Raw genomic sequence first — 14,529 nt, forward strand, 5'->3', positions numbered from 1 at the left:
CCACACGAAAGCCAGGGAATGCTCCGCATCGCCGTGCCCAACAAGGGCTCGCTCTCAGACACCGCCGCGCAGATGCTCTACGAGGCCGGGTACACCGGCCGTCGCGATCCGCGCGACCTGCACACCGCCGACCCCCGCAACGGGGTCGAGTTCTTCTACCTGCGTCCGCGCGACATCGCCACGTACGTCGGCTCGGGTGCGCTCGACGTCGGCATCACGGGTCGCGACCTGCTGCTCGATTCCGGGTCGGATGCCTCGGAGATCGCCCCGCTCGGCTTCGGCGACTCCACGTTCCGCTTCGCCGGCCCGGCCGGCGCGTTCGCCGACCTCGCCGACCTCGAGGGCGTCCGGGTCGCGACGAGCTACCCCGGACTCGTGGGCGGCTTCCTCGCCGGTCACGGCGTGACCGCCAAGCTCGTGAAGCTCGACGGCGCCGTGGAGTCGGCCGTCAGGCTGGGCGTCGCCGACGCGGTCGCCGACGTGGTCTCCACGGGCGGCACGCTCCGCAAGGCGGGGCTCGAGATCTTCGGACCCGTGATCCTGGAGTCCGAGGCGGTCCTTATCGGCTCCGGCGTCGAGCAGCCGGGGGCGCAGACGCTCGTCCGCCGGCTGCAGGGCGTCCTCGTGGCGCGACAGTACGTGCTGCTCGATTACGACGTGCCGGTCGCGAACCTCGAGCGGGCCACCGCGGCCGCTCCCGGATTCGAGTCGCCGACCGTGTCGCCGCTGCACGATCCCGAGTGGGTCGCCGTGCGGGTCATGATCCCGCGGGTCGACATGAACCACGTGATGGACGAGCTCTACGCGATCGGCGCGCGTGCGATCCTCGTCTCCGCGATCCACGCCGCTAGGCTGTGACCGGGATGAGCCTCGCCGTCCGCGTCATCCCGTGCCTCGACGTGGCCGCCGGCCGCGTCGTCAAGGGGGTGAACTTCCAGAACCTCCGCGACGCCGGTGACCCCGTCGAGCTCGCCGCTCGCTACTCCGACCAGGGCGCCGACGAGCTCACCTTCCTCGACGTGACCGCCACGGTCGACGACCGGTCGACCACGTACGACATGGTGCAGCGGGTCGCCGAGCAGGTCTTCATCCCGCTCACGGTCGGCGGCGGCGTCCGTTCGGCCGAAGACGTCGCGCGACTGCTCGGCCACGGCGCAGACAAGATCGGCGTGAACAGCGCCGCGATCGCGCGGCCTCCGCTCATCGCGGAGATCGCGGATCGCTTCGGGGCGCAGGTCGTCGTGCTCTCGCTCGACGTGAAGCGGTCGCCGCGCACCTCGTCGGGCTTCGTCGTGACCACGCACGGCGGGCGCACCGAGACGGATCTCGACGCGCTCGCCTGGGCGCGGCAGGCCATCGAGCTCGGCGCGGGGGAGCTGCTCGTGAACTCGATCGATGCCGACGGCACCAAGCAGGGCTTCGACCTCGAGCTGACCGGCCTCATGCACGAGCTGTCGAGCGTGCCGGTCATCGCGTCGGGAGGCGCGGGAGCGGTCGCCGACTTCGCGCCCGCCGTGGCGGCCGGGGCGGACGCCGTGCTCGCGGCATCCGTGTTCCACAACGGCGAGGTGACCGTCGGCGAGGTGAAGGACGCCCTGCGGGCGGACGGGAGGATCGTGAGATGAGCACGCCAGTCGAGGAGGCGCTCGAGCGCGCCGCGTTCAACGCCGACGGGCTGCTGCCCGCCGTCATCCAGCAGTTCGACACGCGCGAGGTGCTGATGCTCGGCTGGATGGACCGCGAGGCCATGCGGCGCACCCTCACCGAGGGCCGCGTCACCTTCTGGTCGCGCTCGCGCCAGGAGTACTGGCGGAAGGGCGACACGTCGGGCCACGTGCAGTTCGTGAAGTCGGCCGCGCTCGACTGCGACGCCGACACGCTGCTCGTCGAGGTCGACCAGATCGGCGCGGCGTGCCACACCGGCACCCGCACCTGCTTCGACGGCGACCCGGTCGAGGCGATCGCGATCGACGTCCAGGGAGGGCGATGATGGGCACGTCGGCGACGACGCGGTTCGACGACTTCGACGGCCTGCTCGAAGGCCGGCGTGTGGTGCCGGTCGTGCGGGAGCTCTTCGCCGACGGCGAGACGCCGGTCGGCATCTACCGGAAGCTCGCGGCGGGGCGTCCGGGCACGTTCCTCCTGGAATCGGCGGAGCAGGGCGGCATCTGGTCGCGGTACTCGTTCGTCGGGGCCGCCTCGTACGGCGTGCTCACCGAGCGCGACGGACGCGTCGTCTGGCAGGACTACGGCCTGCCTGCCGGCCGGGCCCTCGGCGAGGCATCCGAGCTCGCCCCGCTCGCCGCGCTCGAGGCGCTGCACCAGCGCTGGGCGACCGAGGACGTACCGGGGGCGCCGCCGCTGACCGGCGGTCTCGTGGGGTTCATCGGCTGGGAGGCGATCCGGCAGATCGAGCACCTGCCGAACCGGCCGCCGGCGGAGTTCGCGATGCCCGGGCAGGCGTTCGCGTTCGTCTCAGAGCTCGCCGTCATCGACCACCGCACCGGCACCGTCCAGCTCGTCGCGTCGGTGCTGAACGACGGCGCCGACGACGCGGCGACGCTGTGGGCCGACGCGCAGGCGCGCCTCGACCGCATGCAGGCGGCGCTCGCGCAGCCCTCCGACGCCTGGCTCGCCGAGATCGACTTCTCCGCGGCGCACGACCCGCGACACCGGACCGAGAAGGCGGACTTCCTCGCCGCGGTGGAACGCTCGAAGGAGTACATCCGCGACGGCGACATCTTCCAGGTCGTCATCTCGCAGCGGTTCGAGCAGGAGGCGACGGCGCATCCGGTCGACGTGTACCGGGTGCTGCGCACGCTGAACCCGAGCCCGTACATGTACCTGCTGCACCTCGAGGACGTCGACGGGGAGCCGTACTGGATCGTCGGGTCGTCGCCGGAAGCCCTGGTCAAGGTCGAGGACGGCCGGGTCTACACGCACCCCATCGCCGGTTCGAAGCCGCGGGGGGCGACGCCGGAGGCCGACGCCGACCTGGAGGCCGAGCTGATCGGCGACCCGAAGGAGCAGGCGGAGCACCTGATGCTCGTCGATCTCGCGCGCAACGACCTTGCCAAGGTGTGCACGGCGGGCTCGGTCGAGGTCACCGAGTTCATGCGGGTCGAGCGGTTCAGCCACATCATGCACCTCGTCTCGTCGGTCGAGGGAGATCTGGCGCCCGGTCGCAACGCGATCGACGTCTTCCGGGCGACCTTCCCGGCCGGCACGCTGTCAGGCGCGCCGAAGCCGCGCGCGCTCGAGATCATCGACGAGCTCGAGCCTGCCCAGCGCGGCCTCTACGGCGGGGTCGTCGGGTACTTCGGGTTCGGCGGCGACGCCGACCTCGCGATCGCGATCCGGACGGCGACGATCGCCGGCGGCGTGGCGCGCGTGCAGGCAGGCGGGGGACTCGTCGCCGATTCCGACCCCGAGTCGGAGTACGAGGAGTCCCGGAACAAGGCGGCGGCGCCGCTTCGGGCCGTCGCGGTCGCGAACGCCATGCGGAAGGTCGGCTGAGTGCGGCGCGAGCGGATGAAGCTGCCGGCGATCCTCCTCGCGATCGCCGGCGGCGGGCTCGCACTGCTGAGCTGGAGCCAGCCGTGGTTCCGGCTCGCGCTCGACGCCGGGGCGGGAACGGGCGCGGGTTCGCCGATCGACGTGACCGGTCAGGTGGCGTCGCCCGCGCTCGCCGCGCTCGGCCTCGCCGGCCTCGCGCTGGCCGGGGCGCTCGCGATCGCCGGGCCGGGCATCCGCGTGGTGCTGGCTGTGCTCGCGGTGCTCCTCGGCGGCTGCATCCTGCTGGCGGCGGGGCTGAGCCTCGGCGATCCGGTCGCGTCGGTCTCGCCGGCGGTGACGGATGCCACCGGCGTGGCGGGCGCCGGGCCGACGGCGGAGCTCGTGGCCTCGGCCGCCGCGACGTTCTGGCCGGCAGTCGCGATCGTCGGCGGGGTGCTCCTCGTCGCGGCGGGCGTGGTCGTCCTCGCGACCGGCACGGCCTGGCCGGCGTCCTCGCGACGATACCGCGATGGCGGCGCACGGTTCGCCGACGCCGAGTCGTCGGGCCCTGCGACGGCCGCGGATCGGCGGCGCGGCGCGGCCGATCGGGCCATCGACGACTGGGACGAGCTCAGCCGCGGCGACGACCCCACCGACTGACGACCGGTCGCCGGGCGGGGCGGGGCGGATGCCTCGCGCCCGCGCAGCAGGAACGGCCCCGACCGAAGCGCCCGCTAGACTGGCAGACGACCCCCGCAACGAAGGAGCGACATGAGCACTGAGACCGCAGAGCCCGGCCACGGACACTCGCCCGCGGCATGGACCGCCGTCACGATCATGCTCATCGCCTTCACGATCGGCACCGTGGCGTTCTTCCTCGACCTCGCCTGGCTCGTGTGGGCGTCCGCCGGACTCCTCGTCGTCGGCCTCATCGTCGGCTGGGTGCTCGCCCGTGCCGGCTACGGTGTCGGCGGCGCGAAGACCACCCCCTCGACGCACTGACGCCGGCGTGCTCTCCGAACTGACGGCCAACGCCGTCGCGGACGCCCGTGCCCGCGAGGCCGAACGGCCCCTCGCCGACGTCGAAGCAGCCGCGCTGGCCCGACCGGCCGCGCTCGACGCTCTCGCCGTGCTCGCCCCGGGCGAGCGGGTGAAGGTCATCGCCGAGATCAAGCGGTCGAGCCCGTCCCGCGGTGCGCTCGCGGAGATCACCGACCCCGCAGCCCTGGCTCGCAGCTACGAGCTCGGCGGGGCGAGCGCGATCAGCGTGCTCACCGAGGGCCGCCGCTTCGGCGGCTCCCTCGCCGACCTCGAGGCCGTTCGTGCGGCCGTCGCGCTCCCGGTGCTGCGCAAGGACTTCATCGCCACGCCGTACCAGGTGTTCGAGGCCAGGGCCGCGGGCGCCGATCTGGTGCTGCTCATCGTGGCCGCCCTCGACGACGCGACCCTCGCCGAGCTGTACGGGCTGATCACCGAGCTCGGGATGACCGCGCTGGTCGAGACGCACTCGGCCGACGAGCTCGACCGGGCCGCCGCGCTCGGCGCGAAGCTGATCGGCGTGAATGCGCGCGACCTCACGACGTTCGAGCTCGACCGAGATCTCTTCGGCCGTCTCGCCGACCGATTCCCGCCGGGCGCCATCCGCGTCGCGGAGTCGGCGGTGCTCTCGCCCGACGACGTCGCCCACTACCGCCGTGCCGGCGCCGACGCCGTCCTCGTCGGCGAGGCGCTCGTCACCGGCGATCCGATCGCGAACCTCTCAGCATTCCTGGCGGTGTGAACATGGCCCTGCGCGACCAGACCGGTCCCTACTTCGGCGACTTCGGCGGGCGCTTCGTGCCCGAGTCCCTCATCGCCGCGCTCGACGAGCTCGGCGAGGCGTACACCCTCGCGAAGCTCGACCCCGGCTTCGCCGAGGAGCTCGCAGAACTCGGTCGCAGCTACACCGGCCGGCCCTCGATCATCACCGAGGTGCCGCGGTTCGCCGCGCACGCGGGCGGCGCACGCGTCATCCTGAAGCGCGAGGACCTGAACCACACCGGCTCCCACAAGATCAACAACGTCCTCGGGCAGGCGCTGCTCACCAAGCGCATCGGCAAGAAGCGCGTCATCGCCGAGACGGGGGCCGGTCAGCACGGCGTCGCCACGGCGACCGCGGCGGCGCTCTTCGGGCTCGAGTGCACCATCTACATGGGCGAGGTCGACACGGAGCGCCAGGCGCTGAACGTCGCCCGGATGCGCCTGCTCGGCGCCGAGGTGGTCGCCGTGAAGACCGGGTCGCGCACCCTGAAGGACGCGATCAACGACGCCATGCGCGACTGGGTCACCAACGTCGCCACCACGAACTACATCTTCGGCACCGTCGCCGGCCCGCACCCGTTCCCCGAGATGGTGCGCGATTTCCAGAAGATCGTCGGCGAGGAAGCGCGCCAGCAGGTCCTCGACCTCACGGGTGCGCTGCCCACGGCCGTCGCGGCCTGCGTCGGCGGCGGGTCGAACGCGATCGGCATCTTCCACGCGTTCCTCGACGATGCGGGCGTCGGACTGTACGGCTTCGAGGCGGGCGGCGAGGGCGCGGAGACCCCGCGGCACGCGGCGACCATCACCAAGGGCCGGCCCGGCGTCCTCCACGGTGCGCGGAGCTTCCTCCTGCAGGACGAAGACGGGCAGACCATCGAGTCGCACTCGATCTCGGCCGGCCTCGACTACCCGGGCGTCGGGCCCGAGCACGCCTGGCTCTCGGCCCTCGGGCGGGCGGAATACCGCCCCGTGACCGATGCGGCCGCGATGGAGGCGCTGCGCCTGCTGACCCGCACGGAAGGCATCATCCCGGCGATCGAGTCCGCGCACGCGCTCGCGGGCACGATCGAGCTCGGGCGGGAGCTCGGACCCGAGGCGACGATCCTGGTCAGCCTCTCCGGCCGCGGCGACAAGGACATGGACACCGCCGCCCGCTGGTTCGGGCTCTACGACGGCGAGGAGCAGGCATGAGGACCGCCGGCCCCGTCATCCGCCGCCGCAACGAGGAGGGCGCTGGGGCGCTCATCGGCTACCTGCCGGTCGGGTTCCCCGACCTCGACACCAGCGTCGAGGCGGCCGTCGCGCTCGTGGAGAACGGCGTCGACGTGCTGGAGCTCGGCCTGCCGTACTCCGACCCCGTCATGGACGGTCCCGTGATCCAGGCCGCCACGCAGCAAGCTCTGGCGGGCGGCTTCCGCATCGCCGACGGGTTCGAGGCGGTGCGCCGCATCACCGAGCGGACCGACGCCCCGGTGCTCATGATGACGTACTGGAACCCCGTCGTGCAGTACGGCGTCGACCGGTTCGCCGACGATCTCGCGGCGGCCGGGGGAGCGGGCCTCATCACGCCCGACCTGATCCCCGACGAGGCGGCCGACTGGCTCGAGGCATCCGACCGCACGGGCCTCGACCGCGTGTTCCTCGCGGCGCCGACCTCGACCGACGCGCGCATCCGGCGCACGGTCGAGGCCAGCCGGGGCTTCGTGTACGCCGTCTCGACCATGGGCATCACCGGTGCCCGCGCCGACGTCGACCAGGCCGCCCGATCGGTCGTGTCGCGACTGCAGGATGCCGGTGCGCCGGCCAGCTGCGTCGGCGTGGGCATCTCCACGGCGGCCCAGGTCGCCGAGGTGCTCGGATACGCCGACGGCGCCATCGTGGGGTCCGCGCTGGTGCATGCGCTGGCCGAGCGCGGCGTGTCCGGCGCCGGCGAGCTCGCGGCCGACCTCGCGCGCGGCACCGTCCGCCAGTGAAGTAGTCTCGTCACGGCCCTCCATCAGCTTCCTTCGGCGAGCGGCCCGAGCATCCCGTGAGAAAGGCGCAGCAGGCGTGATCGCACCCCTCAGCATCCCGAGCCCCGACTACGAGTGGCAGGTCTGGGAGATCCCCCTGTTCGGCTGGACCACGCTGAACATCCACATGTACGCCCTGTGCATCCTGCTGGGCATCATCCTCGCGGTGGCCATCACGTCGCGCCGCCTCACGAAGCGCGGCGCCGAGCCGGGCGTCGTGCTCGACATCGCGCTGTGGGCGGTGCCGCTCGGCATCATCGGCGCACGGCTCTACCACGTGCTGACCCACCCCAACGACTACTTCGCCGGCCAGGAGTGGTGGAAGGTCTTCGCCATCTGGGAGGGCGGCAACGCCATCTTCGGGTCGCTGATCGGCGGCGCGGTCGGCGTCTGGATCGGCTGCCGCATGACGGGCCTGCGCTTCTGGTCGTTCGCCGACGCGCTGGCTCCCGGCCTCCTCGTCGCGCAGGCCGTTGGACGCATCGGCAACTGGTTCAACCACGAGCTGTACGGCCTGCCGACCGACCTTCCCTGGGGCCTCGAGATCGAGTCGACGAACCCTGCCTGGCCGCAGGGGCTCGCGGAGGGCACGCTCTTCCACCCGACGTTCCTGTACGAGCTGATCTGGAACCTCGCGGGTGCCGCGCTCATCATCGCGCTCGAGCGCAAGCTGAACCTGCGCTGGGGCCGGGCGTTCGCGGTGTACCTCATCTGGTACGGCACCGGCCGGGCGTTCTTCGAGTCGATCCGGGTCGACCCGAGCGAGATGTTCCTCGGCATCCGGTCCAACGTCTGGGCCGCCTGGCTCGCGGTCGTGCTCGGCATCGTGATCCTGTTCGTGCAGCGGCGCCGGCACCCCGGAATCGAGCCCAGCGTGTACGTTCCGGGCCGTGAGTGGGCGGGCCCCGACACTGAGGTAGACTCGGACGACACCGAGTCCGACTCCGACTCTCTCGACGACGGCGTCGAGGGTGAGAACGATTCCGGCAAGACGGCGGCCACAAGCCCCGGCCGGTCTGCCACCGAGTAGCGAATCCACGTTCTCCGACGCGACGCCGCACCTAGCGCCGCGACTTCCCCTTCGCAGGGCCGACGACGTCCCCCGCTGCCACTTAGTTGATGAGGACGGTTCACGTGTCGCTCACCCCACCCTTCGCGAGGTTCGGCACCGTTCCGGCCGCCCAGGGCATGTACGACCCTGCGGCCGAGAAGGACGCCTGCGGTCTGGCCATGGTCGCGACCCTGCGCGGGTCCGCCGGGCATGACATCATCACCGCCGCGCTCGACGCGCTCCGGCACCTCGAGCACCGCGGCGCCGTCGGCTCGGACGCGGGCACGGGTGACGGGGCCGGCATCATCACGCAGGTGCCGGACGCGTTCCTCCGTGAGGTCGCGGGCTTCGCACTGCCCCCCGCCGGACAGTACGCGGTCGGCAACGCCTTCCTCCCGGTCGACCCGACGACGCGCAGCCGCGTGAAGCAGCAGCTCGTGCAGATCGCCGCCTCCGAGGGGCTGCGCGTGCTCGGCTGGCGCGAGGTGCCTGTGCGGCCCGAAGAGCTCGGCACGCTCGCCCGCGCCGCGATGCCGGTCGTGCAGCAGCTGTACGTGGCATCCGCTGCGGAGCGCGATGGCGAGCACCTCGCCGGTATCGCACTCGACCGCCTCACCTTCCGCTTGCGCAAGCGCGCTGAACGCGAACTCGAGCTGTACTTCGCGTCGCTGTCGAGCCGGACCCTCGTCTACAAGGGCATGGTCACGACGCTGCAGCTCGAGCCGTTCTACCCCGACCTCTCCGACGAGCGATTCACGTCGAAGCTGGCGCTCGTGCACTCGCGCTACTCGACGAACACGTTCCCGTCGTGGCCGCTCGCGCAGCCGTTCCGCATGATCGCGCACAACGGCGAGATCAACACCATCCAGGGCAACCGCAACTGGATGCGGGCGCGCCAGTCGCAGCTCGAGTCCGAGCTGCTCGGCGACCTGTCGCCGATCATGCCGATCGTCACCGAGGGCGCGAGCGACTCCGCCTCGTTCGACGAGGTGGTGGAGCTGCTCACGCTCTCGGGTCGCAGCCTCCCGCACGCCGTCATGATGATGGTGCCGGAGGCATGGGAGAACCAGACCGAGATCGACCCGGCTCGCCGGGCGTTCTACGAGTACCACTCGATGCTCATGGAGCCGTGGGACGGCCCCGCCGCGATCGTCTTCACCGACGGCTCGCTCGTGGGCGCGACCCTCGACCGCAACGGCCTGCGACCCGGGCGCTACGTCGTCACCGACGACGGCCTCGTGGTGCTCGCGAGCGAGATCGGCGTGCTCGACATCGAGCAGTCGCGCATCGTCCGGAAGGGCCGTCTGCAGCCGGGGCGCATGTTCCTCGTCGACACCGAGGCGGGCCGGCTCATCGAGGACGACGAGATCAAGTCGGAGCTCGCCGCATCGGCGCCCTGGGGCGACTGGCTCGAGGAGGGGCGCATCCGCCTCGCCGACCTGCCGGAGCGCGAGCACATCGTGCACCCGCCGGCCTCGGTGAACCGGCGCCAGAAGACCTTCGGCTACACCGAGGAGGAGGTGCGGATCCTCCTCACCCCGATGGCGCGGACCGGCCAGGAGCCGCTCGGCGCGATGGGATCGGACACGCCGGTCGCCGTCCTCTCCGAGCGCCCCCGGCTGCTGTTCGACTACTTCACCCAGCAGTTCGCGCAGGTGACGAACCCGCCGCTCGACTCCATCCGCGAGCAGGTCGTGACCTCGCTCGGCACCTCACTCGGACCCGAGCGGAACCTGCTCTCCGCGGGGCCCGAGCACGCCCGTCAGGTGTCGCTCGACTTCCCGGTGATCGACAACGACGAGCTCGCGAAGATCGTCCACATCGACCCGAACCCGGGCTCGACCACCACGCGCACGCTGCGCGGGCTCTACCGCGTCGACGCCGGACCGGAGGCGCTCCGCGCCCGGCTCGCCGAGCTGTGCGCCGAGGCCGACGAGGCCATCGCCGAGGGCGCGGCGTTCATCGTGCTCTCCGACCGCGACTCGACGAAGGACCTCGCGCCGATCCCGTCGCTGCTCATGCTGTCGGCCGTGCACCACCACCTCATCCGGTCCGGAGACCGCATGAAGGTGGGCCTCGTCGTCGAGGCGGGCGACGTGCGCGAGGTGCACCATGTCGCGCTGCTCGTCGGGTACGGGGCATCCGCCGTCAACCCGTACCTCGCCATGGAGTCCTGCGAAGACCTCGTGCGGTCCGGTGTCATCACGGGCGTCACCGCCGAGCAGGCCGTGCACAACGTGATCAAGGCGCTCGGCAAGGGCGTCCTCAAGATCATGTCGAAGATGGGGATCTCGACCATCTCGTCGTACGCGGGCGCTCAGGCGTTCGAGGCCGTCGGGCTCGCGCAGGAGTTCATCGACGAGTTCTTCACCGGCACCACGTCGAAGCTCGGCGGCGTCGGGCTCGACGTCATCGCCGCGGAGAACCTCGCGCGGCACTCCGCGGCCTTCCCGATCGACGAGGCGGTTCGCGCGCACGAGCGGCTCGCGACCGGCGGCGAGTACCAGTGGCGCCGCGACGGGTCGCCGCACCTGTTCAACCCCGAGACGGTGTTCCGGCTGCAGCACTCGACGCGGACCCGGCGCTACGACGTCTTCCGCGAGTACACCTCGCTCGTCGACTCGCAGGCCGAGCAGCTGATGACCCTCCGCGGCATGTTCGCGCTCCGCACGGGCGTGCGCCCGCCCGTGCCGATCGACGAGGTCGAATCGGTCGCCTCGATCGTGAAGCGCTTCTCGACCGGGGCGATGAGCTACGGCTCGATCTCGAAGGAGGCGCACGAGACGCTCGCCATCGCGATGAACCGGCTCGGCGCGAAGTCGAACACGGGCGAAGGCGGCGAAGACCTCGACCGTCTGCTCGACCCCGAGCGTCGCAGCGCGATCAAGCAGGTCGCGTCGGGCCGCTTCGGCGTCACGAGCATGTACCTCACGCACGCCGACGACATCCAGATCAAGCTCGCCCAGGGCGCGAAGCCCGGCGAGGGCGGTCAGCTGCCGCCGACGAAGGTCTACCCGTGGGTCGCCCGTACGCGGCACGCGACCGCGGGCGTCGGGCTCATCTCGCCGCCGCCGCACCACGACATCTACTCCATCGAAGACCTCAAGCAGCTGATCTTCGACCTCAAGCGCGCGAACCCGAAGGCCCGCATCCACGTGAAGCTGGTCAGCCAGTCGGGCATCGGCGCGGTGGCGGCCGGCACGGCGAAGGCCCTGGCCGACGTCATCCTCGTCTCCGGACACGACGGCGGCACCGGCGCGAGCCCGCTGAACTCGTTGAAGCACGCCGGCACGCCCTGGGAGCTCGGCCTCGCCGAGACCCAGCAGACGCTCATGCTGAACGGCATGCGCGACCGGGTGGTGGTCCAGGTCGACGGGCAGCTGAAGACGGGCCGCGACGTGGTCATCGGCGCGCTGCTCGGCGCCGAGGAGTTCGGCTTCGCCACGGCACCGCTCGTGGTCGAAGGGTGCGTGATGATGCGCGTCTGCCACCTCGACACCTGCCCCGTGGGCGTCGCCACGCAGAACCCCGAGCTCCGCAAGCGCTTCAGCGGCAAGCCCGAGTTCGTGGTGAACTTCTTCGAGTTCATCGCGCAGGAGGTGCGCGAGTACCTCGCCGCCCTGGGTTTCCGGTCGATCGACGAGATCGTCGGACGCCGCGAGCTGCTCGACGTCGACCGCGCCGTGCAGCACTGGAAGGCGTCGGGGCTCGACCTCACGCCCGTCCTCGTCGGCCCCGATTTCTCGGAGTCGGAGCCGCGCCGCAACGGGCGGACCCAGGACCACGAGCTCGACGAGCACTTCGACAACGAGCTCATCCGGCGGAGCGCGATGGTGCTCGAGGGCGGCGGCACGATCCAGATCGAGCTGCCGATCAAGAACACCGAGCGCGCCGTCGGCACGATGCTCGGCCACGAGGTGACGGCCCGCCACGGCGAGCACGGCTTGCCGGCCGGGTCCATCGACGTCACGCTCCGCGGCTCGGCCGGGCAGTCGTTCGGCGCGTTCCTGCCGAACGGCGTCACCCTCCGACTCGAGGGCGACTCCAACGACTACGTGGGCAAGGGGCTCTCGGGCGGTCAGATCGTCGTCCGCCCCGCACCCGACGCCGGCTTCGTCGCCGAGCGCAACGTCATCGCCGGCAACGTCATCGGCTACGGCGCGACGCGCGGCTCGATGTTCATCCGCGGCATCGTCGGCGAGCGGTTCCTCGTGCGCAACTCAGGGGCGACGGCCGTGGTCGAGGGCGTGGGCGACCATGCGCTCGAGTACATGACCGGTGGGCTGGCGTTGATCCTCGGCGAGACCGGGCGCAACCTCGGCGCCGGCATGTCCGGCGGGACCGCCTACGTGCTCGGCCTCCGGGAGGGCCGCGTCAACCGCGAGTCGCTCGCCGCCGGCGAGCTCGAGCTGCTCCCGCTCGGCAGCGCCGACCGTGAGATCGTGCGCGACCTGCTCGAGCAACACGTCTCGCACACCGGATCGGCCGTGGCATCCCGCCTCCTCGAGGAGGGCGACGCCGCGTTCGACCGATTCACGAAGGTGCTGCCGCGCGACTACGCGGCGGTGCTCCGCACCCGTCAGACGGCGGTCGACGAGGGGCTCGACCCCGACGGCGACGTCGTGTGGACTCGGATCTTGGAGGTGACGGGTGGCTGACCCGAAGGGCTTTCTGAAGGTCACCGAGCGGGAGCTGCCCAAGCGGCGGCCCGTGCCGGTGCGCATCATGGACTGGAAAGAGGTCTACGAGCAGGGCGATCCCGCCCAGCTGCGGCGCCAGGCCGGTCGCTGCATGGACTGCGGCATCCCGTTCTGCCACCAGGGCTGCCCGCTCGGCAACCTGATCCCCGAGTGGAACGACCTGATGTGGCGCGGCGAGGGCCGTGACGCGATCGAGCGGCTGCACGCGACGAACAACTTCCCCGAGTTCACGGGCCGGCTCTGCCCGGCGCCGTGCGAATCGGCCTGCGTGCTCGGCATCAACCAGCCCGCGGTCACGATCAAGCAGGTCGAGGTGTCGATCATCGACCAGGCGTTCGGGCACGGCTGGGTGCAGCCGCAGCCGCCCGGGCGGCTGACCGGGAAGACCGTGGCGGTCGTCGGGTCGGGCCCCGCTGGGCTCGCCGCCGCCCAGCAGCTGACGCGTGCCGGCCACACGGTGGCCGTGTTCGAGCGCGACGACCGCATCGGCGGCCTGCTCCGCTACGGCATCCCCGACTTCAAGATGGAGAAGAAGCACATCGACCAGCGCCTCGCGCAGATGACGGCCGAGGGCACCCGCTTCCGCGCGGGCGTGAACATCGGCGTCGACATCACGTGGGACCAGCTGCGCGAGCGCTACGACGCCGTCGTGGTCGCCACGGGAGCACCGGTCCCGCGCGACCTGCCGATCCCCGGGCGCGACCTACCCGGCGTGCACTTCGCCATGGACTACCTCACGCAGTCCAACCGCGCGGTCGCGGGCGACGACGTCTTCGACCAGATCACGGCCGAGGGCAAGCACGTCGTCGTCCTCGGCGGCGGCGACACGGGTGCCGACTGCATCGGCACCGCGCACCGCCAGGGTGCGCTCACCGTCACCAACCTCGCGATCGGCAAGCAGCCGGGCGCCGTGCGCTCGACCGACCAGCCGTGGCCGATGCATCCGACGCTCTTCGAGGTGCAGTCCGCGCACGAGGAGGGCGGCACGCGCGAGTACCTCGCGTCGACCGTCGAGTTCCTCGCGGACGAGCAGGGTGCGGTGCGCGCGATCCGCGTCGCCGAGACGGAGTACGTCGACGGGCGCCGCGTGCCGAAGGCCGGAACGGAGCGCGAGATCCCCGCGGACCTCGTGCTGCTGGCGCTCGGCTTCACCGGTCCCGAGACCACGGCGCTCGACGAGCAGCTCGGCCTCGAGTCCACCGGCCGCGGCAACCTCGCGCGCGACGACGACTACGCGACCGCGACCCCCGGCGTGTTCGTCGCGGGCGACGCCGGCCGCGGGCAGTCGCTCATCGTCTGGGCGATCGCCGAGGGCCGGGCTGCGGCCGCGGCCGTCGACCGGTACCTTGAAGGCGAGACGCGCCTGCCGAGCCCGATCCCGGCGACCGCGCGAGCGTTCGCCGTCTGACCGGTCCGGCGCCGCTCGGCGCCGACCACCGACCCGCGCTCCGGCGCGGAACATTTGGGAGCA

General features: G+C 71.8%; 12 protein-coding genes. All 12 read left to right on the forward strand.

All coding sequences use genetic code 11. The features are described from left to right. Positions 1 to 18 precede the first annotated feature (18 nt). The 12 genes from hisG (at position 19) to ABIQ69_RS07940 (ending at position 14,466) form a co-directional block, all read left to right on the forward strand. Positions 19 to 858 (forward strand): ATP phosphoribosyltransferase, encoded by an 840-nt coding sequence (gene hisG / locus ABIQ69_RS07885; RefSeq protein ID WP_350349808.1) that lies wholly within the window; start codon positions 19 to 21, stop codon positions 856 to 858. Positions 859 to 863: 5 nt separating this feature from the next. Then, positions 864 to 1,625 (forward strand): imidazole glycerol phosphate synthase subunit HisF, encoded by a 762-nt coding sequence (gene hisF, locus ABIQ69_RS07890; RefSeq protein WP_350349809.1) that lies wholly within the window; start codon positions 864 to 866, stop codon positions 1,623 to 1,625. Continuing rightward, entirely contained in the window at positions 1,622 to 1,990 is a 369-nt protein-coding gene (gene hisI, locus ABIQ69_RS07895) for a phosphoribosyl-AMP cyclohydrolase (protein ID WP_350349810.1), read from the forward strand. The genes hisF and hisI overlap by 4 nt, the downstream gene beginning before the upstream one ends. After that, on the forward strand, positions 1,990 to 3,516 hold the full coding sequence (locus tag ABIQ69_RS07900; RefSeq protein ID WP_350349811.1) for an anthranilate synthase component I: 1,527 nt from the start codon (positions 1,990 to 1,992) through the stop codon (positions 3,514 to 3,516). Before hisI ends, ABIQ69_RS07900 begins: the two co-directional genes overlap by 1 nt. A 15-nt stretch (positions 3,517 to 3,531) precedes the next feature. Continuing rightward, positions 3,532 to 4,155, forward strand: a complete 624-nt coding sequence (locus ABIQ69_RS07905; RefSeq protein WP_350349812.1) for a Trp biosynthesis-associated membrane protein — start codon at positions 3,532 to 3,534, stop codon at positions 4,153 to 4,155. Between the two features lie 111 nt (positions 4,156 to 4,266). Further along, complete coding sequence (locus ABIQ69_RS07910) at positions 4,267 to 4,497, forward strand: DUF6704 family protein (RefSeq protein WP_350349813.1); 231 nt, start codon at positions 4,267 to 4,269, stop codon at positions 4,495 to 4,497. A 7-nt stretch (positions 4,498 to 4,504) separates the two neighbouring features. Then, positions 4,505 to 5,275, forward strand: a complete 771-nt coding sequence (gene trpC / locus ABIQ69_RS07915; RefSeq protein WP_350349814.1) for an indole-3-glycerol phosphate synthase TrpC — start codon at positions 4,505 to 4,507, stop codon at positions 5,273 to 5,275. Between the two features lie 2 nt (positions 5,276 to 5,277). Beyond that, on the forward strand, positions 5,278 to 6,486 hold the full coding sequence (gene trpB, locus ABIQ69_RS07920) for a tryptophan synthase subunit beta (protein WP_350349815.1): 1,209 nt from the start codon (positions 5,278 to 5,280) through the stop codon (positions 6,484 to 6,486). After that, positions 6,483 to 7,268 carry a tryptophan synthase subunit alpha gene (gene trpA, locus ABIQ69_RS07925; RefSeq protein ID WP_350349816.1) on the forward strand — a complete coding sequence of 262 codons (786 nt, stop codon included), beginning with the start codon at positions 6,483 to 6,485 and terminating at the stop codon, positions 7,266 to 7,268. The genes trpB and trpA overlap by 4 nt, the downstream gene beginning before the upstream one ends. 130 nt (positions 7,269 to 7,398) lie before the next feature. Then, positions 7,399 to 8,337 (forward strand): prolipoprotein diacylglyceryl transferase, encoded by a 939-nt coding sequence (gene lgt / locus ABIQ69_RS07930; protein ID WP_350349988.1) that lies wholly within the window; start codon positions 7,399 to 7,401, stop codon positions 8,335 to 8,337. 158 nt (positions 8,338 to 8,495) lie between these two features. Beyond that, a complete protein-coding gene (gene gltB, locus ABIQ69_RS07935; protein ID WP_350349989.1) occupies positions 8,496 to 13,016 on the forward strand; it encodes a glutamate synthase large subunit in 4,521 nt (1,506 codons plus the stop codon). Next, positions 13,009 to 14,466 (forward strand): glutamate synthase subunit beta, encoded by a 1,458-nt coding sequence (locus ABIQ69_RS07940; RefSeq protein ID WP_350349817.1) that lies wholly within the window; start codon positions 13,009 to 13,011, stop codon positions 14,464 to 14,466. The genes gltB and ABIQ69_RS07940 overlap by 8 nt, the downstream gene beginning before the upstream one ends. Positions 14,467 to 14,529: the final 63 nt, after the last annotated feature.

It is taken from the genome of Agromyces sp. G08B096 (assembly GCF_040267705.1).
Lineage (GTDB): Bacteria > Actinomycetota > Actinomycetes > Actinomycetales > Microbacteriaceae > Agromyces.